This window comes from Chondromyces crocatus (genome assembly GCF_001189295.1).
GTDB lineage: Bacteria > Myxococcota_A > Polyangia > Polyangiales > Polyangiaceae > Chondromyces > Chondromyces crocatus.
The window spans coordinates 10,390,658-10,413,123 of sequence record NZ_CP012159.1 but is presented as its reverse complement, the minus strand read 5'-3'; the positions used below and the strand labels follow the sequence as shown (position 1 = coordinate 10,413,123).

Here is a 22,466-nt window from a genome sequence, read left to right as displayed (position 1 = left end):
TGAGCCTGCTGGGAGCGGTTTTCAGCCGTAGAGGAACTCACTATCATGGATGTAGAGATCGAGAAATTCATCGAAGGCGGCCGATGGCTTCAATGGAAATCCATCCGGGGTCCCGACCATGTAGATGGGCCGAGCGGGACCTTCTTGTCGTGCCAGAAGGAGAGCAGCTCCCGGTTCGTTGCCATGAATGACACGTTATCCGAGGGTACGGGTCATTCACACCATGACGTAGAAAGTGTGGCCCTCTGCGAGAATCTTGGCGATGAAGCGGAGCCAGTCGTCATCGTGGATGACCTTCGGTGTCGAGCGGTATCTCGGCAGCAGGGATAAAGACGACTCACGCGAGGTCGTTCAATGAGCATGCAGAGCGAGTCCGAGCTGAGCAGAGAGGAACGGCTGTCAGACCTTGCCGCTGATCTGCTCGGTCGTGAGAGCTGCACCAGCTTCTTGCGCGGGTTGTTCGAAGGGACTGCCGGGGCGTGGTTCGACGTGGCTGAGCTCTGCAAGGGGCTCGTCGATATCGAGGCGCGGCTCGAGCATCCGGCTGTCGTGGGCGCCACCGTCTGGGTGACCTGGTTGGTCGGCCCCTCCAGGTTGCGGGATGAGGGGTACTGCATGATCGTGTTTTGCTGTGAGGATCCTGATTGGCGCAGCGTGGCGGTGTACAGAACGGGATCTGTTCTTCCAGAGACGAGTCATTGGCTGAGCAAACCCATGCGTGTGCATGCCACTCCTCGTTCGTCGCGGTCGCGAACGGTCAGGTCCTGTGCCGCTTTCTGGCACGACGAATCTGGCGCATGTTGGCCATCAGGTAATCGTACACGCCGGCGATGTCTTCCTCTGCCATGGGGCGAGGCGACCACTGCAACGCGCGCCCGTGGCTGAGGAAATCGTCGGACGGCGCGATGCAGTAGCGTTCAACGTAGTCCGCGGCGTCACCTCGCCAGTAGTACGCGCCGTCGGTCCGTACCCCGCTGCCGCCTGGAACGCCGAAGGCTCCCTCCAGGACGTCTGTCGTGTGTTCCATGATGGCGAATACGATGGCACCGGCACGCAGGTAGCTGGCGATTGCCGCCCGCTCCTCTCCTGGAAGGGTACCGGTGCGCTTCTGAAGCTCGCTGCGGGCCTGCTCGAACACTTGTTGCGGCGCGATTGCGGAGAGGATGCCGATCGACTCGACGGCGTGTGCGTGTCGGAACCGCGGTTTCTGGCGCATGTCGTGGTCCCTTCACGCTTCGGTTCGGGGTTGCGTCTGCTTCGCCCAGGTCAGGATGACCTGGAGGTCAATGGTGAGGGGCATCCTGCCCGCAGGCCAAGTGCTCGCCGATTTCGCCCAGCCGAGGCGGGGGTCAGGTGCCCAGATCGGCTTGGCCTCCGAGCCGCGTGGATCACCACAGATGCCGCATTTCGACTTGCCACGCATGCGCTGGCCTACAGGGGTCTCTTGACGGGCTTCGCGTGCGCACGGAGTGTGGGGGTATGCCTTCGCGTGCGCTCTCCTTGGCCCTGCTGCCGTTGTTTGCTGCGCCGGGGTGCAGCGCGGAGCGGCCTCCAGCGTCGCCGGTCGGGGTCGTCGTCGTCGATGGGAGGCCTCCGGGGAGCGCGGAGGGCGCGAGGGCTGCGCCGAGGGGGCCAGGGGTCGCACCCACGGGTCCGCAGCCCGCGGAGGGGGCGCCTGCCGTTGCCGAACCAGCGCCGGCCGGCGCTGCGCCGATGCCTGCCGCCGCGAGGCCAGCGTCGCCTGCTGCGGGCGATCCGCTCGGCGGGCCGGGCTTTCACGACGACGAGTTCGATGCGGTCCGGGCAGGCACCCTGGTCGTCGGGACGGGCTCCCCGGACAGGACGCCGGTCAGCGCCGGGGCGGGGCAGAGCATGACCACGGGCCCGGGGAAGCTGCCCCAGGAGGTCATCCGGCGGGTCGTGCAAGCGCAGGTCAGGGGCATCCACGCCTGCTACGTCGCGGCCCTCGCCCGTGACCCGCTGCTGGAGGGCCGCGTGACCTTGCGCTTCACCATTGGCAAGGACGGGCGCGTGACCCAGGTCCGAGGCCTGGCCGCGCGCATGATGGACACGGCGATGGTGCGCTGCGTTCAGGCGGCCTTCGAGCGCATGACCTTCCCACCGCCCGAGGGGGGAGAGGTCACGACCACCACCCACTTCAGGTTCGCGTCCCCGGAGATGCCGTGACGGGCACACGGGCGGCGATGACGGCCGGCTTCGGAGCGCGAAGGGTCAGGGCAGGGGGCCTCGTTTCGCAGGAGAGGCCTCGTTTCGAGGAGGATCACTCATGACGCGGGATGAGATGATGGATGAGATCCTCGTGGATGGCTTCGATGACTGGGTCTATTCGCCCGTCGTGTTTGGCTGTGTCCAGGCTGAGACTGGGCTCTCGGGTGAACCGCTCGTCCGTGCAACGATGGGCCTCATCCATGAGCTTCTGGGTCGCGGGCTCATGGAGGTGGGCGATACCCTCCCAGAGTTCAAGGCCTGGTCAGTCCCGGTCCCGGAAGCGTTTGCGAGGATCGAGCGTGACTGGCGTGCCGCAGGCGTGGATACCGATTTCGTGGCCATCTGCTGGTTTGCGAATACCCCTGCGGGCAATGCGCGGGCGGAGCAGGTGATCGCGAACCAGGCGCGTGAACCATGAGGGGCAGGCCGAGGGGTCTCCCTCGGTCGTGACGCAGGGCTGGCGCGACGGGCTGGGGACGGGCTCAGGGCTCAGCTGACGTCGAGGGCTCCGAGCATCTGTGCACCGTGTTCAGCATCGTCGGTATGCGTCTCTGGCCCTTTGCCGTCATGGAATCATGAGCCGCCGTCGGTCCGCAACCGACTGCCCTTGGACGCCGAATGCCCCTCTCCGTGGCGTCGAGAGGGAGAGGCGAGGCTTCTACGGACGGGCGGTGCGCATGTGCTCAATCCAGGCGTCGATGTAGACAGCGTAGCTCTGTGCTTCTGGAAAGACGTCGTCGGCGCTCCAGGTGGGGAGCCAGGTCGAGAAGGCGATTGTGAAGGGGGCGTTCGACGGAAATCGAACGCTCTCCAGGATCGGTGTCAGGTGCTGGAAGACCTCCTGAAGTCGCCGAGTGGCATCCGTCAGCGGCTCCGTGCCGGATCGGCCGTCGACGCAGAAGGCCCAGTGGCCGCTGAGCAGGGAGTCGAGAAGCTTGGCGAGGAGGTCGGTGCAGGTGCGGCGAATGTTCTCGTGGTCGAAGGTGAGGCGCTCAACCACCCCCTCTTCCCTGAATCGTTGGGACTCCAGGCTCCCGAGGACCAGCCACGCCTTCAGCATCTCGAATTCGTAGAAGGTCGACTCCGGATCGAACCAGGGTGAGTCTTCGATCGAGATCGTCATGACGGCATCATTGAGGCACGCATACGCCTGCACCGCGTGCCACAGGGCGGACAGGCTCCTGTCGTGCTTTGCCGCGAACTGCTGGAGTTGAGGATCAAACGGGAGCCGCAAATCCTCGAGGTGCTCCGCCGCGGCGCTCAGAATGACCAGGCCCCAGATCGCTGAAAAGATGTCTCGGCCAATGAAGGATTGTGAAACCATCGGGCGATCCTTGTCGTGTGAGACCTGCCACGAAGGGCTGCGCGAGGCTCCGGGAGCGTCGCACGAGCGTGAGCGGCGTGGCTCTGGGCAGGGGAGAGGCAGGCGCAGGGAGAACAAGGCTCAGTCGGGATTGAACGCTCCGTATACCGCCAGTTCGAGCTCGATGTGACGCTCGTTTTCGGTCAGGGAGGCTTGCACGAGCAGCTGCTTGGTCTGCTCGCCTTTGACCTTCCAGCACGGCGGGACCTGTCCTCTGGCGGGGGTGCAGACGGCTCTGGAGGTGATCTTTTTTGCGTTCAGCTCGTGATGGATGTGGGTGGCGACGTCGAGCGCTTCGACGCCGCGAAGCCACCACACGGCCTCCGACCAGTAGGGGCCACGGCGGCACTCACGGCCGGCGCGGATTTCCACACCCGCGGGGAGGGTGAGTTCAATGCCTGCCAGACAGATGCTCTGGTCGGTGCATTGCGCACGTGGCAGCGCTGCGGCGTCTGTGAAGATGAGTTTGAGCTGGGTCTGGTCTACTTGGCTGAGCAGGATGGTGCGCTCTCCTTGCTTGAAACGGCAGCTCGTCTCGGACTCGTAGGTCGTAATGTACCCGGTCTTTGCGGCGTCACGTGTGAAGGCGGCGCGAAATCCGCTGACAGACGGGCCATAGAAATAATATGTGGAGGACCAATGCGACGATGGCTCGGTGGTCATCTGCACGTCGTCGGGAACGCTTATCGTCAGGTCAAAGATGCGCAGCGTTTTCATGCTCGTCGTCCCCCGGAGCGGGTGGGACATCGGTTTCCCTTGATTGGCGAGCCTATCATGGGTCGCTGGTTCGGCATTGGGCATAGCGGTGCAGGTCCTCTGGTACGGCGCCACCCTGCATGAGACGAAGCATGGGTTTCGGCCATCCAGACCCTCTCGCCCTCATCTGGATGCAACCAAACGGCATGTGTATGCGCATGACGGGAGCGCATCTCCTCAGGGCGGCACTTTGATCCCTGTGATCCGGAATGTTGCGGATAGGCAGCGCTTCTGGTTGGTAGAGCGATGACGGCGGGGGGCCCTGTCGCGAGGTGGGACCATCGCAACGACGCAACGCGTAGCGTCGAGGGCCACCGGCTCACCTTGCCGGTCCTGTCGTCCTCGTCGGGCTCGCTGGGCTCGCTGAACCCCGTCGTCCTCGCTGGGCTCGTCGGGCTCGCCGGGCTCGGGCTCGCTGGGCTCGCTGGGCTCGGGGTCGCTGGGCTCGCCGGGCTCGCCGGGCTCGGGGTCGCTGGGCTCGCCGGGCTCGGGGTCGCTGGGAATCGGTGGTCATCCAGCGTCCTCCGCGCCCGTACGGCTCCACTGGTTGTTCGTATTCGTCAGAGATCGTCACCGAAAGGAGCGCGTTTCGTGACACGGCGCGGGCCGTCTTGTGGGCCGCGCGGCGAACGTGGTATCACGAAAGGTTTTCTTCCTGTGCCCATTGCGGGGTGGGAGGTCTCGTGAAGACGCGCCTTGTGTCGCACCAAGGAGGGGTGTTAACTTTGTAAGTTTTTGCGATTCACCATTCTCGTGAACGGCACCGAATACGCGTAGCGCGTCGGTCGTCCCTCATTGCCTTTCGCTCGAGGGGCGTGATAGCAACACGATCAATAATCGCCGGTCATGCACCGGGCTCCCGCACGTGCTTCGCCCCCGGGGAGAGAGGGCGCTCGTCTGTCGCGCGCCGGTAACGGAGAGGCGTGCGTCCATTTCTTGTTCGTGGATGGAAGGATCGTGGAATGAATATCAAATTCATGACGGTGGTGGCGGTCGCTACCACGGTCGGGCTGTTCTCGGGGTGCACGACCGAATCGGACGATTCGGTGGTGGAGGTGGGGGGGGACGAGGCCATCGCAGAGGTCGGTATGCGGCTCACGGGGCCGCAGATCGATGCCGTCGCTCAGAAGGGCGTCACGTGGACGGTCGACGACACGGTGGCCTGGGTGAAGGTGAACAACTGCGCGGCCTGTCACCGGGCAGGCGCGCCTCTCTATGGCGCCGCGCTGGCCGGGCACACCGGCTATGACGTCGATACCAGCATCACCACCGGTATCGGCTGGCTGGCGCGTTACATTGCGGTCACGGAGCAGCAGCCGAATGGGCGCTGGACGCATGGTGGCGTCTATGACTTCTCCAAGTCGGGGTACAACATCTTCGGGCTCGCCGGGTACACGCAGTACACGAGCACGGCGTACCTGGCGGACCTCCGGCAGGGGGTGGACTGGGGGCTCTCGGCGACGGCGAACTACAACTATTCGTTCGGGAATGATGGGCTGCCCCACGCGAATACGACGAGCCGTTACGTTCCTCAGGACCACAACTCCTTCCCGACGGACTCGAACTGGATCATCCCGACGGCGCAGTTCGCCATCGCGGCGCACACGCTGGTCGAGGTCGACTCCGCCCTGACGCCGGCGCAGCGGACGACGTACCAGAACTTCGCCAACTCGCTCGCGAACTCGCTGGAGGCGCGTTACGCCCGGACGGGGAGCTCGTGGACGACGCTGGATGTGGCGTATGCGGCGATCGGTGCGGCGTCGACGGGGCGCACGCCGGACAGCGATCCGGTGCTGGCGTCGATGCGGGCCGACCTGCTGGCGCGGCACAACCCCGGTCAGGGCTGGGGGGATGCGGCGCTCGGGGGGCAGAACGTGCTCAGCACGGCGGAGGCGCTGTACGGGCTCTGCTTGATGGGGGTGCGCTCGGATGAGAGCCAGGCGGTGTTCGATGGCATCGACTGGCTGGCGCAGCGGCAGTGCGGCACGGCGAACAACTACTGCGGCACGGGGGACAGCCACTGGGACGGGAGCTGGAGCCTGCCGGGGTACGCGCCGGATGTGCCGTCGATCTATGCGTCGATCGCGCTGGCTTGCTACGGGACGCTGAACGTCGACGTGGAGCTTGCGCCGCCCAGCGGGGTGGTTCAGCCGCTCATGCCGGTGGAGCAGACCAGCACGTTCGACCTCACGGTGACGAACACCGGGTACGCGGCGAACTCGTACTCGATCACGCTCGGGGGCAACTGGGCGGGGATCTCGAACCTCACCCAGACGAACGGCGGCTTCACGCTGAACCCGAACCAGAGCGCGACGTCGACGGTGAGCGTGACCTTCGCGCCGAACCAGCCGGGGAGCGTGGTCGTGCCGATCACGGCGACGATCACGTACGCGACGAGCAGCGGGCCGGCGCATCGCACGGTGACGTACAACGTCAACATTCCGCAGCAGCCGACGGTCAGCGCGACGCCGACGTCGACGATCATCGTGTCGGGGAACGGCGCGGTGGTCAGCCCGGGGACGCACGCGAACCTCGCGGCGCGGGTGCAGCGGCAGAACGGGCAAGCGGTGACCCAGGGGACGGTGACGTTCTACGGGGGCAGTGCGGCGATCGCGACGGTGCAGGCGAACGCGCAGGGGATCTTCACGTACGACTGGCTGGTGCCGGCGAACGCGCCGCAGGGGTTCCAGTCGTTCTCGGCGAAGTTCGGTGGGTATGCGACGAACGACCTGTCGGTGAACCTGGCGGAGTCGTCGGCGACGGGGTCGTTCACGGTGGGCAACGGGCAAGGGGTGGCTTGCCAGTTCGGCGTCGACTGCTTGAGCGGGTTCTGCGTCGACGGGGTGTGCTGCAACAGCGCTTGCGGCGGCAACAACCAGAACGACTGCCAGGCGTGCAGCCAGGCGGCGGGCGCGGCGGTCGACGGGACCTGCTCGGTGCGCGCTTCGGGCTCGGTCTGCCGCCCGGCGGTGGATGGGTGCGATGTCGTCGAGGTCTGCAACGGGTCGGCGACGACCTGCCCTGCCGATGTGGTGCTGCCGCCCGCGGCGTGCCAGTCGGGCTGCGTGACGGTGCAGGATGGTCTGGCGGCGCCGCGCAACGGGGTGGCCGACAGCACGATCTCCGCCGGCTCACCCAACGACCAGAGCGCCACGACCTACCCCGAGCTGCTCACGGGCAACCGGCCCATCCTGGGCGACGCCTTCGGCATCGTGCGGTTCGATCTGAGCTTCCTGAGCCCCTCGGTCACGGTCGTCTCCAGCACGCTGACGCTGGAGCAGAAGTACACGGCCACGCCGAACACGCCGGTGACCTTGCACCCCATCCTCGTCCCCTGGACCCAGGCGACGGGGGTGTACAACACCATCGGCGCTGCGGGTCTCGGCCCGGCCTCGCTGGGTAGCCTCTCGAGCCTCGCCGCGGGGCTCAGCTACGGTCCTCGCTCTGCCGACCTGACCAGCATCGTGCGGCAGTGGGTGAGCGGTGACACAGCCAACAATGGTGTGTGGTTCCAGAGTGGCGCGGTCCGGATGCTCTACCGCTCCTCGGAGGACAGCACGCAGGCGCGGCGTCCGAAGCTCGAGGTTTGCTACTATCCCTTCCCCTGACGTCTCTCGTTGAAGCACCGATCGGGTCCTGCGCTCCGCGCGCGCCCCGGTCGGTGTCCTGATCGCGACCTTCTCCGCGGCGGCCTGCTGGAGGCGTTGGGAGGGCCATGGCGCTGGGCTATGGTCTCCTGGAAGTCCCCTCATGCCGTACTTGATCGTCCGCGAGCCAGGGCAGGTTGCCGTCTCCGTTCTTCTCCACGAAGGTCTGAGCGTCGGCCGTCAGGCGCCGAGCGATCTTCTGCTCGTCTATCAGCAGGTCTCACGTCAGCATGCCCGCTTCGAGCAGGACGAGAGCGGCTGGGGGGTGCGGGATCTCGGCTCCTCCAACGGGCTGTTCTTCAATGGGATCCGCACCGAGCGAGCGCAGCTCCGGGAGGGGGATGTCCTCCAGATCGGGCCCGCTCAGCTGACGTTCACGGAGCACGAGCGCGCGGAGATCGCGCACGCGCAGCCGTCGCTCGCGCCGGAGACGCTGGAGCTGCACCGGGCGGATCGGCGTCTCGGGCTGCTGGTCGAGGTGACGCGTGCGATCGGGGCCATGGGCGATCCGGAGGAGCTGCTCGGGCGGATGCTGGACGCGGTGCTCGGGGTGCTCGGTTGCGATCGGGCGCTGGCGGCGCTGCGTGAGGGCGACGAGGACGCGCCGCTGCGGCAGGTGCTGCGCACGCGGGCGGGGGCGACGGTGGAGGGAGAGGTGGTGCTGAGCCGGCCGATCCTGGACGCGTTGCTGGTGCGGCGTGAGGCGGTGCTGCTGCGCGGGGGGCGTGAGCCCGGGGCTTCGTCACCGCCGATGGAGGGGGCGAGCCGCTCGGGGATGGGGACGCCGCTCGAGTCGGGGCGGCGGGTCCTCGGATTTCTGTACGTCGATCACTGGAACCAGAACGCGCCGTTCGGCTCGGAGGATCTCGACTTTCTCAGCGCGCTCGGGCGCCTCACGGCGGCAGCGCTGGAGAGGGCCGAGCAGCATCAGCGCGCGCTGGTGATGGCGGAGGCGACGGGCCAGTCGCCGCACACGGGCCCGCTGGCGGAGCTGATCGGGCAGAGCCCGCTGCTGCAGCGGCTGAAGACCCAGATCGTCAAGTTCGCTCAGGCGAGCGGGACGAACATGCTCATTCACGGCGAGAGCGGGACGGGGAAGGAGCTGGTCGCGCGGGCGCTGCACGCGGCGTCGGCGAGAGCAGAGCGGCCGTTCGTGGCGGTGAACTGTGCAGCCATCCCGGAGACGATGATCGAAGGGGAGCTGTTCGGGTACGTGCAAGGGGCCTTCATGGGGGCCCAGCGTGACAAGCGGGGTCGGTTCGCGCTCGCTCACCGCGGCACGCTCTTCCTCGACGAGATCGGTGATCTGAGCCCGATGGCGCAAGCGAAGGTGTTGCGCGTGCTGCAGGAGGGCGAGGTGCTGCCGCTCGGGGCCGAGCAGCCGTCGCTGGTCGACGTGCGGGTCATCGCGGCGACGCACAAGGACCTGCGGAAGGAAGCTGCCGAGGGGCGCTTCCGGGAGGATCTCTTCTTTCGTCTGAACGTGGGGGACATCGCGGTGCCGCCGCTCCGGGAACGAAGTGAAGACCTGCCGCTCCTGGCTGCGGCGTTCCTGGAGCCCGCGGCGCTCAACCTGGGCAAGCGTCTGCTGGGCTTCTCGCCGGCGGCGCTGGCTGCGCTGCACGCCTACCCGTGGCCGGGGAACGTGCGAGAGCTCAGGAACGAGGTCGAGCGGGCGGCGATTCAGGCCGAAGGGGCGGTGATCGAGCTGGACGATCTCAGCCCGGCAGTGTCGAGGGCCGCGCTGTCGCCGTCGTCGCTGACGACGGGGATGTCGCTCGCGGCGCGGTTCGCGGCGCTGGATCCGATGGAGCGTTCCCTGGTGGAGGAGGCGCTCGTGGCAGCGCGTGGAAACGTCGCGGAAGCGGCGCGGCTGCTCGGGATCACGCGGATCATGATGGTGCGGCGGGTGGACCGCTTCGGGCTTCGCTCGCGCGACGGTTGAGTTATGTTACAGATGGAAAAGTGGTCGCCTTCGTTCCTGTCACGGTGCACCGGCCGCCCTCGGTGTACCGACTGGCCGGGGGCAGGCGCGGCGCTTCCTGGTGAGGGCTCGATGTCCGGCGTTCTGTGAACCACCTCCGTCAAGAGCGGGACTATCGTCAGCGGATGGGGGCTCGTTCAAGTGAAGGGCTGAGCAGCCCCGAACCAGCCGCTGGCGCTCCGACGCAAGACGCCGCGCTCGATGACACCATGCCGGCATCCGGCTGGGTCGAACGGCCACAGCGGCCTCAGGTGCCCCTGTCGCTTCAGGCGCGGTACGAGGACATCCGTCTCCTGGGGGAGGGGGGGGTCGGGGTGGTCTACCGGGCCCATGATCCGCGTCTCGGGCGCGAGGTGGCGGTGAAGCTGCTGAAGCACGGGGATCCGGCGCGCCACCGGCGGCTGCTGCGGGAGGCTCGGGCGCAAGCGCGCGTTCACCACGAGAATGTATGCCCCGTGTACGACGCGGGGGAGGTCGATGGTGAGCCCTACATCGTGATGCAGTTCGTGGAGGGGGAGCCGCTGTGGCGGCTGTCGCCACGCCTGACGCTGACGCAGAAGGTGGAGATCATGCGGGCGGTGAGCGCGGCGATGCACGCGGCGCACCGGCTGGGGTTGGTGCACCGGGATCTGAAGCCAGGGAACATCCTGGTGGAGCCGCAGGCCGGCGGAGGCCTGAAGCCGTACATCGTGGATTTCGGGCTGGCGCGGGAAGTCGGAGGGGGCGCCGGGAAAGAGACGCTCGGGAGTGATGTGGCGGGGACGCCCGCCTACATGGCACCAGAGCAAGCGGCGGGCGGGCGAATCGACGTGCGGACCGATGTGTACAGCCTCGGCGCGACGCTGTACGAGCTGCTCTCGGGTCGCCCCCCCTATGTGGACGACGCGCCCTGGAAGATCCTGGCGAGGATCGCGAGCGAGGAGCCAGCGCCGCTTCGGTCGGTCGGCGCAGAGGTGCCGGCGGCTCTGGAGGCGGTGACGATGACGTGCCTTTCGCGAGAGCCGGCGCGTCGGTACGGCTCGGCGCGCGCGCTGGCCGAAGATCTGCAGCGGTTCCTGGAGGGGCAGCGGGTCGGGGCGCGGCGGCCTCTGACGATCGCGCGGATGTGGCGGCGGTTGCGGCGCCGCAAGGAGCTGTGGGCGGTGAGCACCCTGGTGCTTCTGGCGGCCGTCGCGGTGGTGGCGGTGCTGTGGGTGCGCAGCGAGGCCGACGCGGCGGCGCGGCTCGCGCAGGAGCTGGGTCGTGAGGCGGCGGGGATGGAGCTGCTGATGCGCAGCGCGTACCAGATGCCGTTGCACGACGTGAACAGGGAGCGGGCGCTGGTGCGGGAGCGCCTGTCGGGGCTGGAGAGGCGGCTGTCCGATGCGGGGCGCGCCGCGCAGGGGCCGCTGCACTACGCGATCGGCAGGGGGCGGCTCTCGGTGGGGGATCTGGAGGAGGCCGAAGCGCACCTGGAGGCGGCAAGGGCCGCCGGGTATGCGCCCGCGGAGCTGGACTACGCGCTGGGGACGACGCTCCTCAAGCTGCACGGTCGGCGTTATCTGGAGGTGCATCGGATCGCGGACGAGGCAGAGCGGACCGCACGGCTCGCCGAGATCGACGCGCGCTACCAGGCGCCAGCGCTTGCGTTGCTGGGCCAGGCATCCGCCGGGAAGCTGGAGCCGCTGGCGTACGGGGAGGCGCTGCGCGCGTACTACGCGGGCGAGTTCGAGGAGGCGCGGGTCCGGGCGGCGGAGGCGTTCGAGCAGTCGCCGATGCTGTTCGAGGCGAAGCGGCTGGAAGGAGAGGCGCTCGCCGGGCTGTCGCTGCGCGACTGGACGAGCGGTCGCCCCGACGCATGGGGCGTGATGTCGGCCCGGCTGGAGGCGGCACAGGCGGCGTTCCAGACGGCAGAGGACGTGGCGCGGAGCGATCCGGAGCTGCTTCGCGCAGCTTGTTTGCTGGGGACGCGGACGATGTTTGCGGCGCGGTTCCACGGGGAGGCGCCGCGACCGAGGTTCGGGCGGGCGCGGGTGGCGTGCGAGAAGGCGGTGATCGCGGATCCTCTGAACCCGCTCACGCTGCGCGCGCGGGCGGATCTGCACGCGCTGTACGCTTACGCGCTGGCAGGGGATCCGCAGCCCGGGGAGGCGCCGGAGCGCGAGGTGCGCGACGCCGTGCGGTTCGCCGAGGAGGCCTTGCCGGCGAACCCGAACGAGCTGGAGGCCTACAAGACGCTGGGGACGGCGCTGCGGGCGCAGATGCTCCTGGAGCTGAACCGAGGGATCGCGCCGAGAGCGAGCGTGCGGCGGGCGACGGAGGTGTACGAGGCGGGGATCGCGAAGTTCCCGCCGTACGGTTCGGCGCAGGAGTCGCTGGCGACGGTGCTGGCGATGATGGTGCGGGTCGAGCGGTGGCGGGGTGTGTCCGTGGAGCCGACGGTGGAGCGGGCGCTGGCCCTGCTCGACGAGGGGACGGCGCGCGGGGCGAGCCTTTCGATGAGCGACGCGAAGCGGGCGACGCTGTTCCTGGAGCAAGGCTACTGGTTGCTCGACAAGGGGCGGTCGCCGGAGGAGGTGATGCGTCGCGCGTTGGAGGCGCTGAGGGCGGGCGAGGCGCGGAGCCCGGGCTGGCATGGGTTCGCGAGGTACGCAGCCGAGGCGCACCTGATCCGTGCGATGGATGCGCAGGCGCGCGGCGAGAGTCCGCAGGGGGCGCTCGCGGAGGCCGTGACGGCGCTGCGGTTGCTGGAGGTCTCGGCGCCGGGGATGGCCGTGGCGCGCGATGTCGAGGGGATGGTGGCGCTCGTGGAGGCGCGCCAGCGGGTGCGCGATGGGCGGGATCCGGGAGAGCCGCTCCGGCGGGCGAGGGGCGCGTTCGCCGCGGGGGCCGCGGAGGTGCCCTGGGTGCTGTCCTTCGCTGTGGGGCTGGCACAGGTGGAGCTGGTCGCGGGGGCGTGGGCGGTGTCGCAAGGGAAGACGACGGACGATGGGCTCGCGGTGATCCAGGCGGTGAAGGAGAAACTCTCGCCGTGGCTCGTCCCGGACCTCGCGGATCCCGAGCCGTATGTGTTGCTGGCCGAAGCCTGCGCGCTCTCGCTGGCGCAGCTCCCGCGTCGGTCGAGCGAGGGCGCCGAGGCGTTGTTGAAGGAGGGGTTCGCGTTCGCCGAGATGGCCCTGATGCGAAACCCACGCCTGGCGAGCGCACTCGCCGTCCAGGGGAGGCTGTTCCTCTTGCAGGTAGGCGTGGCGCAGGCCGCCGCCAACCCGATCGCCGCGGCCGAGGCGAAGCGGCAGGCATACCCGGCGCTCATGTCGGCCGTGCTGCAGAATCCGTTGCTCGAGCGGGAGCTTCTGAGCGCGCTCGCCGAGGCGTCTCGTGAATGAAGCGCATGGGCCGGGACAGTCGTGGCGATCGAGCTGGTGATAGTTGATTCAATCGGTTGATGGAGCGCTGATGATCGTATTGGTCGTCTGCCGTGTACCCTCCAGGAATCGATTGAACGTGTGGACGGTGGTTGCGTGAATGGGTGGCTCCGTTTGCGCCACGAAGTGTTTGCTCACTGGAATGGTTGCTGGCATCATCCGCGGCCGTGTCGCAAGCGATCCACAAGGACCCGCCGTCTCCCCCGAGGGAGCTGTTTCCCACGCGGGAAATAGGCGCGCTCGTCGCGATCGTCGGTGTCCTCGTCGGGATGGGTTACCTCCTGTGGCGAGGGGGAAACGCGAAACCGGCGGGCCCTGCGCCGGACCGGCTCGTGAACGTGAAGCTCCTGACCGATATCGATCGGAGTGTCTGTGGGGAGCCGACGAGGACCGGGATCCCGCACGTCATCAGCATGGTGTACAGCGACGACAAGCGGCGCTGGATCGAAGACGCGGCGGAGCAGTTCTCGGATCTGTGTCCGAACATCCAGGTGAAGCTCGATCCCAGGGAGGACCTGGAGGCCGCCGACGTCATCCTGCTGGGCGAGGTGAAGCCCACGCTGTGGGCGCCGGCCGACGAGCTCGCGCTGCGTTACATCGACCATCACTGGAAGCACCAGTCGAAGGATGTGCTGTTCCGCATCGAGGACCAGATCTCCCTGGCGCGCTCTCCGTTGATCGCGCTGGTCTGGGAGGACCGGATGCGTGTGCTGGACGCGATCCGGGACGCGCAGGCGAAGGGAGGGCCGCGGGTGCCCTGGCATGGTCCGGGGCCCTGGGCGGAGATGGCCTGCGCGCTGGTGCCCGAGGAGCCGGAGCCGTTCTATGTGGCGCTCGAAGACCGCGTCCCGGGGCGCTGGATCGACTGGTACGAGCCGCTGATTCCGCCTCCTGCACCCCCGGTGAAGCCTGCCCGAGGGGCGCGGAAACCGCCGCCGCCGCCGCCGCCGGTGGAGGTGGAGTACACGCCCGAGTTCCCGACGGTGAACGAGATCCAGCGCTGGGGGCGCGTGAAGTTCGGGCACACCTCGCCGACGCGCTCGACGTCGGGGCTCGAGGCGCTCTACCTGATGGCCTACGACTACGTGATGCCGCCGGATCGGCGGCCACCGCTGGCCGACGAAACGGCCCGGGGCATCGGCCTGACCGGAGCGGACGCGGAGCGGTTCATCATCTCGGGGGAACATCTGCGTCTCGAGTTCACGCAGTCGCTCGCCGAGCGGGACGAGGATCTGCGGAACTGGTTGGGGCGCTGCGAGGGAGGGCTAGAGAACCCGCTCTGGTCGGCCCGCCTCCTGACCGAGACGATGTTCAACGTCGGCGGTGGGCGGTTCGACGGCATCCTGACGTACGAGCACCTGGTCTTTTCCGTGCTCAAGCGCATCGACGATCACGCGCGGGTGATGCGCACGATGCGTGTCATCTACCCGCAGCCGACGATCGTGAACCAGCACCCGGTGGTGATGCTGTGGCCCGATGATCCAGCGCTCGGTGTGCAGCGCGAGGCGGCCGAGAGGTGGATCTCCTTCCTGCGGAGCCGGCCGATCCAGGAGAAAGCCATCGAGTATGGCTTCCGCCCTGCGAGCCCGGAGGTGTCGATCCGAGCGTTCGATTCCTACACGAACCCCTTCGTCCATCTGCGTCGTTACGGGATCTCGTTCCAGGTGCCGCTGGAGGAGCCGCCACGCCTCGATGGTCCGGGCATCCAGGGGCTGATCGGGCTCTGGGAAGACGCAACCGGTCGGAACTGAACGCCGCTCGGGTCCCTCTCATGGCGGCGGGAGCCTTCAGGCCGCCGGGGACTTCGCCCTCTCCCTGGCGCCATGGGCATCAGGTCCGAGGCGTTCTCGTCGGCAGGGCGCCGTGTCTGGGCGTCAGGGGATCAGGGGGCGGGCGCTGCGGGTGCGGCAGAAGCTGCAGGACCGGAGGGTTTGGCTTGCTCGGAGGCGTTGGAAGGCGCCTTGGGGGCACCTGGGGCCACCGTCTGCACCTCCGGTGTGGCGGTCTGCGGTGGCTGGATGGTGGCGCCCGTCGCGGTCCGGGCGGCGTAGGCCTCGTTCCCCCCAGCGCTGCTGGCCGTGTCGGTGGCGGCGGGGTTCGCGGGGGGCGGGCCGCTCGGGCTGTCGACGAGGTTGATGAGCACGGGGTTGTTGCCTTGCCCGGCGCCGAGGACCACGACCTTGGTGTTGGGGGACTTTGCGAGCTCGAGCGTCGCGTCCACGCCGCGCCACCGGAGGAGGTCGGGTGACACCTTGGCGGCGATGAGGTTGAAGTCGCGGATGCCGGCAGCCTCGGTGCGCTTGCGCTCGGCTTCCTTCTCCTCACGTTCGAGCTTGTAACGGTACTCGAGCATGAGTTGCTCCTGGCGGTACTTCTCGGCGATGGCGGCGGTGACGACGTCGGGCAGCTTGACGTCGAGGAGCTTCAGCTCCTGGATCTCCACGTAAGAGCGTGCCGTGACGCCGACGTCCGTGTCTTCGACGCGCCCGACCTCGGGGACGCGACCGAGTTCCTGGAGGACGTCGCGTGCGCTCGAGTAGATCTCGTGCGCGGGTCGGCTGCCGAAGGTGCGGCGGACGTGGGCCTGGACCTCGGGCTTGATGACGCGCTCGAAGTAGTCGGCGCCGATGTCCTGGTGCAGGAAGCCGAGCATGTCCTGGCGTGGGCGGTAGCGGACCGACGCGATGACGCCCAGGGCGAGCCCCTCCTCGCTGAGGACGTCGAACTTCAGCGTCTGCTGCTGGAGGCGGGTCTCGTAGATGGTCAGTCGATCCCACGGGGGGATGACCTGCAGGCCTTCTCCCCAGATCCGATCGGTCACCGTACCTCCCGCCAGGAACCGGTACATGACGCCGTGATGACCCGGCTGGATCGTCACGAACATGCGCTGCCAGAGGAAGCCGAGCGTGATGAGGGCGACGACCAGGACCGTGTAGACGAGGAACTGCGCCTGGTTGACCCACTGGGAGAGGCGGCCTCGCCAGGTGAGCGGCTCTTCTTCCTTCTTGTCTTTCTCGCTCGCAGGATCTGTCGGGTCGGTCTCTGGATCTCGGTAAGCCATGGTGTCTTTTCAGCGAGAGCGACGGTGCTGTCTCGAAGCTCCGGGGACGTGGAGCGAGGGGCGTGAGCCACCTCGTGGGCCGCCGTGAGGCGAAGCCGGAGGCCTGTTCAGCCTCCGGCGTTCGCTCCCGGTGACGCCGTCAATTGCCCCTGGCCCGTCTTCTTCGTGACGTACTTGGGCTTGTACTTCTTCGGTCCGGAGAGCAGCGCCACGACGAAGCCTCCGATGGGCGTGAGCACGACCGAGAGGATGACCGCAAGCCAGAAGCCAATCCGCCGTGTACTCCCGAGCAACCCCACGGCGAACACCGTGAGGATGGGGAGGCCATAGAGGAAGATCGGTGCCAGGTTCATGGGACGTCAGTGCTCTCAGGCGGCGCGGGTATGGCCCACGGTCTCCTTGGCCTTCTCGAACTCCTGGCGGAAGTGCGCGCGGATGGTATGGGGGTCGAAGTCGAGGAACGTGCCGCCCGACTCGAAGTGCATGAGGAAGACGCGGCCGGTCGCGTGCGTGAACGCACCGGCGAAGACCGGCACCGCGATGACGCCGAGCGCCGTGCCCACCGTCGGTACGAGCTTGGCGAGGCCCGCGCCGATGACGGTCCCGATGCCCACGCCACCCACGCTGGAGAGGAGCGAGCCGGTGATCTTCTTGGCGATGGAGTTGCTGAATTTGACGCCGTAGAGATCGGAGAGCTGCTTGAGCAGCTTGAGCTGTACGGCAAACACGCCAGCGAGATCCACGACGGGGACCGGGATGGCGCCCGCCCCGAGGGCCCAGATCACGTTCCGCTGGATGATCGCCTCGGCGCGACCCACGCGCGAGAAGGGATCGGCGGGCGGTGCCTCGGTCTTGGTCTCCTGCTTGACCTCGTGCTTGACCTCGACCTTGGTGCCGTCCTTGGTCTCGGTCTTGATCTCTTCCTTGATCTCGTGCTTCCCGGGCTGCTTCGTCTGCGTGGTGGTGACGGTCTCGGTGGCCATGGTTCGTGACTCCTGGGTTCAGGTTGCTGAAACGAAGTGACGATGCGGCCCCATTCAGGCGGCCGAAGTCTTGTCGTGCGTGGGGCTCGTGCCCGGCGTCATCGTCTCGATGGAGCGAATGGCGCCGTATTCCATGGTGATCACGCGGTCTGCGCAACGAAAATAGCGGTCGTCGTGGCTGACGGCGATCACGGTCTTGCCCTGCAGTTTGAGCATCGGAATGAGTTCATCGTAGAAATATTTGCGGAACTCGGGGTCCTGGTCCGCCGCCCACTCGTCGAAAATGTAGATGGGACGGTTTTCGAGCAGGGTGATGATCAAGGCGAGGCGCTTGCGCTGTCCCGTCGAGAGGTGACGGTTCGTGAAGCCCTGGTCGGTGAAGGTCGTCTTGTCTTCGATCTGCATCTGCGCGAGCAGGCGCCGAACGGACGCCTCATCGATCGACAGCAAGCCGTAGAGCTTCGAGAAGAGGTGGAAGTCCGAGTAGATGGCCGAGATCCTCTCCCGGAACCAGGCGACGTTCTCCGGCGTGACCTGGATGCCGTCGACCTTCAGGGTGCCCCGGGTCGGCTGGTACAGGCCGGTGAGCACCTTGAGGAAGGTCGACTTGCCGCTGCCGTTTCCGCCGACGATGAAGACGACCTCGCCAGCGGTGATGGTGAGGTCGATGGGGCCGACATGAAACGGCGTGGAGGCGTCGTCGGTGATGTAGCGGTACTCGATGGCGCGGGCCTCGATGCTGTTGAACGGTGCGCTCCAGGGGCCCGCCTGGTCGATGGTGTTGCTCTCGTCTTGCTCCGCAGCGTCGAGCTTCTCTTCGAGGATGCGGATGTTTTCCAGCGCCTGATTCGACCGCAGGTAGAGCGGGTAACCGATGACGATGCCGCCCACGGAAGACCACGAGAACATGACGGCGGTCACGATCATGGTCAGCAGCTTGGGTTCGAGGTTCACGTGGTGCGGGAGGACGAACACCAGCGAAGCGAGCGCCGCGTAGAGGTTGCAGTTGGCGAAGATGACGCTGTCGTCGAAGAGGGCCTCGGCCTTCATGGTGGCCGAGCGGAGGTTGTCGGAAGCGTTGGTGATGTCCTGCCTCAGATCGCGTCCCCGCCGCTGGCTGAACTTGACCTCCTTGAAGCCGCGGAGGAGGTCCGAGAGCAGCTCGAAGAATTTGAGCCGGATCTGGGCGCTCTGCTGCAGGAAGGCGTTCACCTCCATCTTCTTGGAGATGAACAGGGACATGCCTGCTGCGACGATGAGGACGACCAGCGCGAACGCGGGGGGGGACTTGGTCGCGATGTACAACGTCGCGAAGACGAGAATGGAGAGCGACTGGAGGATATGGGAGACGTGGCCGCCCGACTCGGAGACGACCGCCATGTTCTCGGTGAGCCGATCCATGATCTCGGCGTTGCCGATGCGCTCGAGGTGCTGAAAGCCGGTCTTCTCGACCTTCGCGACGAGCCGGGTCCGGATGCGGTGGAGCGCCGTCTCGATGAAGTAGGTCGTGCGATGATAGGTGTGACGAACGCCGATGACGTACGTGAGGACGGCCAGCCCGAACATCGCGAAGATGCCGAGGCCCGCGCTCTGCGGTGAGCCGGCGACCTTGTTGATGAGGGCCAGGATCAGCGCGTTGGATGCGCCCGCCACGGTGGCCGCCAGGAGGAGGCGACGGCGATCCGGGCCGGCTTCGTTGCTGATCAGATCGACGATCGTCATCGCGGTCGTTCGGACGAGGGCCGGTGTGGAGGCATTCCAGCCCGGCGCCGGGGCACGTGTTACCACAGGGGGATTCGCGGTGGCTCCTTCATGCGATCGAGCGGGAGGATGAGGGGGGGATGGATCAGTCGATCGACCGATCGATCGAGCGATGAGGACGGGGCCGAGTACGCGCAGGAGCGGCAGCGGAATTCTTCCGCATCGAGGGGTAAAGACGACGTGCGACGCGGGGAAAGAGGCGCTGCGCCGTTGAGGGATGCAGCATGGAGGGGGCGATGACCTCCAGGGCCGTGGCGCTGTGTGCGGATCTGCCGTCCCTTGAATTCAGGCTTGCGCTTCGGCTGGAGGGGCTTCCCCTTGCGTGTCGTGAGGCCCTGGAGGCGCGGTGGCCAGAGGCCATGAGCGGGGCGAGCCACCCCGCGGAGAGGAGTCGCATCCGTCTCGTGCTGGAGGCATCCGGAGAGGGGGTCGGGTTGCCGTCGTCGGCGCTGGTGACCGTCGAGCTTGCGTGGCGCAGCGCTCGTCGCGCGGTCCTTCGGACGAATGGCGCCGAGCTGGAGCTCGAGGTGGGTGATGGAGAGATTCAGGGGCAGGGGTGGCTGGATGGTGCCCGGTCGAGGGGGGCTGTCGACGCGGTGGTTCGTGCGGTGACCACGCTGGCGTTGATGCGGGAGAAGGTGCTCCTGCTGCATGCGGCTGCCGTGGAGGTGGACGGAGAGGGCGTGGTGTTGCTGGGGAGGTCTGGGGCAGGGAAGACGACGACCGCGCGGCGGCTGGGGCGAGAGGGGATGCGCAGGCTCTCGGACGACATGATCGCGGTGGACCTGTCGCGAGAGCCGCCGCGGCTTCACCGTTTGCCCTTCGAGCGGGCGGGACGAGCGCGGGTCGATGCTTCGGACCAGGGGGTGCCGTGTCGTGGTGGCGCATGGGTGAACAAGGGGGCGACGGCGCTGGGGGCGGAGCGGCATGGAGACCCTGTGCGGGGGTGGGTCGAGTCGGTGATCGCGCTTCCGCCGGCTCCATCCGAAGCGCACTCGGTGCTCGACGCGGTGGGGCGCCTTCGCGCGCTGCCGCTCTGGGTGCTGGAGGTGCCGCCGGCCGGGGCACTCTCGTCCGGGGTGCGTCGGTGGATGGATGGGTTGCGAGAGGGAGCGAGGATCCCGCTGGACGGGCCGCTGGTGAGCCTCCAAGCTCGCGCGGCAGGTGGCACCGAAGGAGGCGCACCGGAGAGCATGGGAGAGCAGGAGCAGATGCAGCGGGTCGAGCGTTCGCCCAATGTGGCGTGGCGAATCCTGGATGGGGTCGCCGTGCTGGTGGTGCCTTCGTCGCCCGCCATCCAGACGCTCAACGAGGTGGGGTCGCTGGTGTGGCAGCTCGCGGATGGGCGCTCACTGGACGCCATCGTGGACGCTGTGGTGCGTGAGTTCGAGGTGGAAGAGGCTCAGGCGCGGGCGGACGTGGAGCACTTCGTGAGCGAGCTGGAGGGGCTGGGGATGCTCCGACGGGTGCCAGAGACGCGGTGAGCCGCGTCCGTGCGGGCAATCTCGACCCTGAAGGTGCGATCCACGCCAACGCTGCGATCCACGTGAGGGGAGGCCGAGGGCAGGAGCGGAGATCGCGGTGCCAACATCATGGGCGCTGCGGTACGCTGGAGGCCTGATGCTGCAGGGGGCGTCTATCCGAGCACCGGGATCGCGGCGGCGGCTTTCGAGCTGGTCGTCCAGCTCGGGGTGAGCGCTCATGGGGACCGGTTTCGAGCTGAACCAGAAGGCTGCGGGGGGGCTGCCCCTCATGGCTCAGGTGCTCGTTTCCGACGTCTGTAACCATGCGTGTCAGCACTGCTACCAGGTGCACGGGCAGAAGGGAGAGATGTCGCTCGGTGAGATCGAGGGGGTCCTCGATGAACTGAAGCGCCTGGGGGTGTTGATCGTTTCGTTCAGCGGGGGAGAGGCGTCGCTGCGGAAGGATCTGCCGGAGATCTTGCGCGCGGCACGTCAGCGGGCGTTCGCGATCATCCTTCAGAGCAACGGGTACGCGCTGAGCGACGCGCTTCTGGAGGTGGTGGCGGAGGTGGGGGTGTGGCGGGTGCGGATCAGCGTGTACTCGGACGTGGCGGCGGAGCACGACGCGGTGACCCGGGTGCCGGGATCGTTCGAGAGCACCACGGGGGCGATCGCGCGGCTCGTTGCGCGTGGTGTCGGGGTGGTGATGGTGGTGCCCTTGACGCGGCTCTGCTCGGCGTCGGTGAGCCGGCTGGAGGTGCTGGCTGGGTCGCTGGGGTGCGAGCTGGAGGTGGAGAGTGGGATCACTGCGAAGGAAGACGGGAGCCTGACGTCGCTCCAGGTGGAGCCGACGCGGGAGCAGCTCGAGGCGTACTTGAAGGTCGTGGCTGCGCGTGGTGAAGCGACGATGGATCGGGAGGCGAAGCTGAAGGCGACGCCTTGTGGTGCCTGTTCGTCGAGCATCACGGTCCACGCGAACGGATCGGTGCGGCCGTGCACGCACATCCCGGTGGAGCTTGCGGACGCTCGGCGAGGGGAGAGCGGGGCCGCAAGGATCGCGGCAGTCGCCGAGGAGGAGGCGTTCCAGTTTCTGGCGAGGCTGCGGTGGGAGGATCTCCACGGCTGTCGCGACTGCGCGCTGATGCCATGGTGCAGCCGCTGTCATGGGTCGGCTGCGTTCGAGGCGGGGGATCTGCTCGGTCCTCAGCCATCTGCGTGCGCGCGGGCGCTGATCCGGCACCAGGTGGAGGTGGGGCCTGTGGAGCTGCTGTCCGCGACCGAGGCGGAGGTGGCTGCGCGGGGGGCCGGGGTCGGGCCGTTCGAGCGGGTGGGCGCGCTGGGGGTCCGGCCGGTGCGTGATGTGCTCTCGGCCGCGGACGAGCTGCTGGTGTCGAGGTTTCCCTGGGTCCGGCCGAGCCACGAGCGGCTGGTCACGCTCGCCGGGATCGTTCCTGCGCAGCGCTTGCTCCGGAAAACTGGGAGGGAGCGTCGAGGGCCGGTCGAGGGGGCGGGGACACCCGAGGAGGAGGCTCCTCCGCTCCAGCGTGAGCGAACGTAATGGGGTAAGCTGCCCTGGGAGAGGTGGCCCCATGAAGAATGGTGATGTGCGCGAGGGGAGCTCGTCCGCGGTGAGCGATGGTTCATCGCAAGAGGCGTCGAGCGAGGGGGGGCAGGGGGAGAGCGGGTTGAAGCGCCGCAGGCCGTATGTCGCGCCGGCGCGTGAGGGCGGGGGGGGCTTCACGCCGATCACGCTCGGGACCCGAGCGCCTGTGCTGCCAGGTCAAGGCTGCTAGTCGGGCGCGTCGCGGCGGTCTG

General features: G+C 67.7%; 17 protein-coding genes. 9 read left to right on the top strand and 8 right to left on the bottom strand.

Going from position 1 to position 22,466, the window contains the following annotated elements; translation table 11 throughout:
- Positions 1-399 precede the first annotated feature (399 nt).
- Complete coding sequence (locus CMC5_RS45380; RefSeq protein ID WP_156339156.1) at positions 400-540, bottom strand: hypothetical protein; 141 nt, start codon at positions 538-540, stop codon at positions 400-402.
- A 217-nt stretch (positions 541-757) separates the two neighbouring features.
- Positions 758-1,216 (bottom strand): hypothetical protein, encoded by a 459-nt coding sequence (locus tag CMC5_RS37730; RefSeq protein ID WP_050434932.1) that lies wholly within the window; start codon positions 1,214-1,216, stop codon positions 758-760.
- Between the two features lie 263 nt (positions 1,217-1,479).
- On the opposite strand from CMC5_RS37730, the gene CMC5_RS37720 reads away from it, so the two are divergent.
- Both CMC5_RS37720 and CMC5_RS37715 read left to right on the top strand, forming a co-directional pair.
- A complete protein-coding gene (locus CMC5_RS37720) occupies positions 1,480-2,187 on the top strand; it encodes an AgmX/PglI C-terminal domain-containing protein (protein ID WP_156339155.1) in 708 nt (235 codons plus the stop codon).
- Positions 2,188-2,287: 100 nt separating this feature from the next.
- On the top strand, positions 2,288-2,647 hold the full coding sequence (locus CMC5_RS37715) for a hypothetical protein (RefSeq protein ID WP_050434929.1): 360 nt from the start codon (positions 2,288-2,290) through the stop codon (positions 2,645-2,647).
- A 240-nt stretch (positions 2,648-2,887) separates the two neighbouring features.
- On the opposite strand, the gene CMC5_RS37710 is transcribed toward CMC5_RS37715, so the two are convergent.
- Together CMC5_RS37710 and CMC5_RS37705 are read right to left on the bottom strand one after the other, a co-directional pair.
- On the bottom strand, positions 2,888-3,670 hold the full coding sequence (locus CMC5_RS37710; protein ID WP_156339154.1) for a hypothetical protein: 783 nt from the start codon (positions 3,668-3,670) through the stop codon (positions 2,888-2,890).
- Between the two features lie 3 nt (positions 3,671-3,673).
- Entirely contained in the window at positions 3,674-4,309 is a 636-nt protein-coding gene (locus tag CMC5_RS37705) for a hypothetical protein (RefSeq protein ID WP_156339153.1), read from the bottom strand.
- A 1,001-nt stretch (positions 4,310-5,310) separates the two neighbouring features.
- Between CMC5_RS37705 and CMC5_RS37700 the strand changes: the two genes are divergently transcribed.
- The 4 genes from CMC5_RS37700 (at position 5,311) to CMC5_RS37685 (ending at position 15,134) form a co-directional block, all read left to right on the top strand.
- Entirely contained in the window at positions 5,311-7,956 is a 2,646-nt protein-coding gene (locus tag CMC5_RS37700; protein WP_156339152.1) for a DNRLRE domain-containing protein, read from the top strand.
- A 142-nt stretch (positions 7,957-8,098) separates the two neighbouring features.
- Positions 8,099-9,940, top strand: coding sequence for a sigma-54-dependent Fis family transcriptional regulator (locus CMC5_RS37695; protein WP_050434925.1), 1,842 nt, complete (start codon positions 8,099-8,101; stop codon positions 9,938-9,940).
- A 290-nt stretch (positions 9,941-10,230) separates the two neighbouring features.
- Positions 10,231-13,344 (top strand): serine/threonine-protein kinase, encoded by a 3,114-nt coding sequence (locus CMC5_RS37690; RefSeq protein ID WP_218920163.1) that lies wholly within the window; start codon positions 10,231-10,233, stop codon positions 13,342-13,344.
- Positions 13,345-13,550: 206 nt separating this feature from the next.
- The gene (locus CMC5_RS37685) at positions 13,551-15,134 is read left to right on the top strand and encodes a type 2 periplasmic-binding domain-containing protein (protein ID WP_156339150.1); all 1,584 of its coding nucleotides are present in this window, start codon (positions 13,551-13,553) and stop codon (positions 15,132-15,134) included.
- A gap of 131 nt (positions 15,135-15,265) precedes the next feature.
- Here the strand turns inward: CMC5_RS37685 and CMC5_RS37680 are convergent, their stop codons facing one another.
- From CMC5_RS37680 to CMC5_RS37665, 4 genes are all read right to left on the bottom strand, one after another.
- Complete coding sequence (locus CMC5_RS37680; protein ID WP_050434922.1) at positions 15,266-16,444, bottom strand: prohibitin family protein; 1,179 nt, start codon at positions 16,442-16,444, stop codon at positions 15,266-15,268.
- 107 nt (positions 16,445-16,551) lie between these two features.
- Positions 16,552-16,797 carry a hypothetical protein gene (locus tag CMC5_RS37675; protein ID WP_050434921.1) on the bottom strand — a complete coding sequence of 82 codons (246 nt, stop codon included), beginning with the start codon at positions 16,795-16,797 and terminating at the stop codon, positions 16,552-16,554.
- 15 nt (positions 16,798-16,812) lie between these two features.
- Positions 16,813-17,427 carry a YcjF family protein gene (locus tag CMC5_RS37670; RefSeq protein WP_050434920.1) on the bottom strand — a complete coding sequence of 205 codons (615 nt, stop codon included), beginning with the start codon at positions 17,425-17,427 and terminating at the stop codon, positions 16,813-16,815.
- Positions 17,428-17,481: 54 nt separating this feature from the next.
- Positions 17,482-19,149, bottom strand: coding sequence for a cyclic peptide export ABC transporter (locus CMC5_RS37665; RefSeq protein ID WP_050434919.1), 1,668 nt, complete (start codon positions 19,147-19,149; stop codon positions 17,482-17,484).
- Positions 19,150-19,424: 275 nt separating this feature from the next.
- Between CMC5_RS37665 and CMC5_RS43620 the strand changes: the two genes are divergently transcribed.
- The 3 genes from CMC5_RS43620 to CMC5_RS37650 all read left to right on the top strand — a co-directional run bounded on the left by CMC5_RS43620 (position 19,425) and on the right by CMC5_RS37650 (position 22,444).
- Positions 19,425-20,672, top strand: coding sequence for a PqqD family peptide modification chaperone (locus CMC5_RS43620; protein WP_169796780.1), 1,248 nt, complete (start codon positions 19,425-19,427; stop codon positions 20,670-20,672).
- A 217-nt stretch (positions 20,673-20,889) separates the two neighbouring features.
- Positions 20,890-22,209 carry a radical SAM/SPASM domain-containing protein gene (locus CMC5_RS37655; protein WP_050434917.1) on the top strand — a complete coding sequence of 440 codons (1,320 nt, stop codon included), beginning with the start codon at positions 20,890-20,892 and terminating at the stop codon, positions 22,207-22,209.
- A gap of 31 nt (positions 22,210-22,240) precedes the next feature.
- Positions 22,241-22,444: a hypothetical protein gene (locus CMC5_RS37650; protein ID WP_050434916.1), complete on the top strand. Its 204-nt coding sequence runs from the start codon at positions 22,241-22,243 to the stop codon at positions 22,442-22,444.
- Positions 22,445-22,466: the final 22 nt, after the last annotated feature.

Coding starts and splice junctions, on each gene's coding strand:
- CMC5_RS45380 (WP_156339156.1), bottom strand. CDS start 540: ATGCTCGAGCCGCGCCTCGATATCGACGAGCCCCTTGCAGAGCTCAGC.
- CMC5_RS37730 (WP_050434932.1), bottom strand. CDS start 1,216: ATGCGCCAGAAACCGCGGTTCCGACACGCACACGCCGTCGAGTCGATC.
- CMC5_RS37720 (WP_156339155.1), top strand. CDS start 1,480: ATGCCTTCGCGTGCGCTCTCCTTGGCCCTGCTGCCGTTGTTTGCTGCG.
- CMC5_RS37715 (WP_050434929.1), top strand. CDS start 2,288: ATGACGCGGGATGAGATGATGGATGAGATCCTCGTGGATGGCTTCGAT.
- CMC5_RS37705 (WP_156339153.1), bottom strand. CDS start 4,309: ATGAAAACGCTGCGCATCTTTGACCTGACGATAAGCGTTCCCGACGAC.
- CMC5_RS37700 (WP_156339152.1), top strand. CDS start 5,311: ATGAATATCAAATTCATGACGGTGGTGGCGGTCGCTACCACGGTCGGG.
- CMC5_RS37695 (WP_050434925.1), top strand. CDS start 8,099: ATGCCGTACTTGATCGTCCGCGAGCCAGGGCAGGTTGCCGTCTCCGTT.
- CMC5_RS37680 (WP_050434922.1), bottom strand. CDS start 16,444: ATGGCTTACCGAGATCCAGAGACCGACCCGACAGATCCTGCGAGCGAG.
- CMC5_RS37675 (WP_050434921.1), bottom strand. CDS start 16,797: ATGAACCTGGCACCGATCTTCCTCTATGGCCTCCCCATCCTCACGGTG.
- CMC5_RS37670 (WP_050434920.1), bottom strand. CDS start 17,427: ATGGCCACCGAGACCGTCACCACCACGCAGACGAAGCAGCCCGGGAAG.
- CMC5_RS37665 (WP_050434919.1), bottom strand. CDS start 19,149: ATGACGATCGTCGATCTGATCAGCAACGAAGCCGGCCCGGATCGCCGT.
- CMC5_RS43620 (WP_169796780.1), top strand. CDS start 19,425: ATGACCTCCAGGGCCGTGGCGCTGTGTGCGGATCTGCCGTCCCTTGAA.
- CMC5_RS37655 (WP_050434917.1), top strand. CDS start 20,890: ATGGGGACCGGTTTCGAGCTGAACCAGAAGGCTGCGGGGGGGCTGCCC.
- CMC5_RS37650 (WP_050434916.1), top strand. CDS start 22,241: ATGAAGAATGGTGATGTGCGCGAGGGGAGCTCGTCCGCGGTGAGCGAT.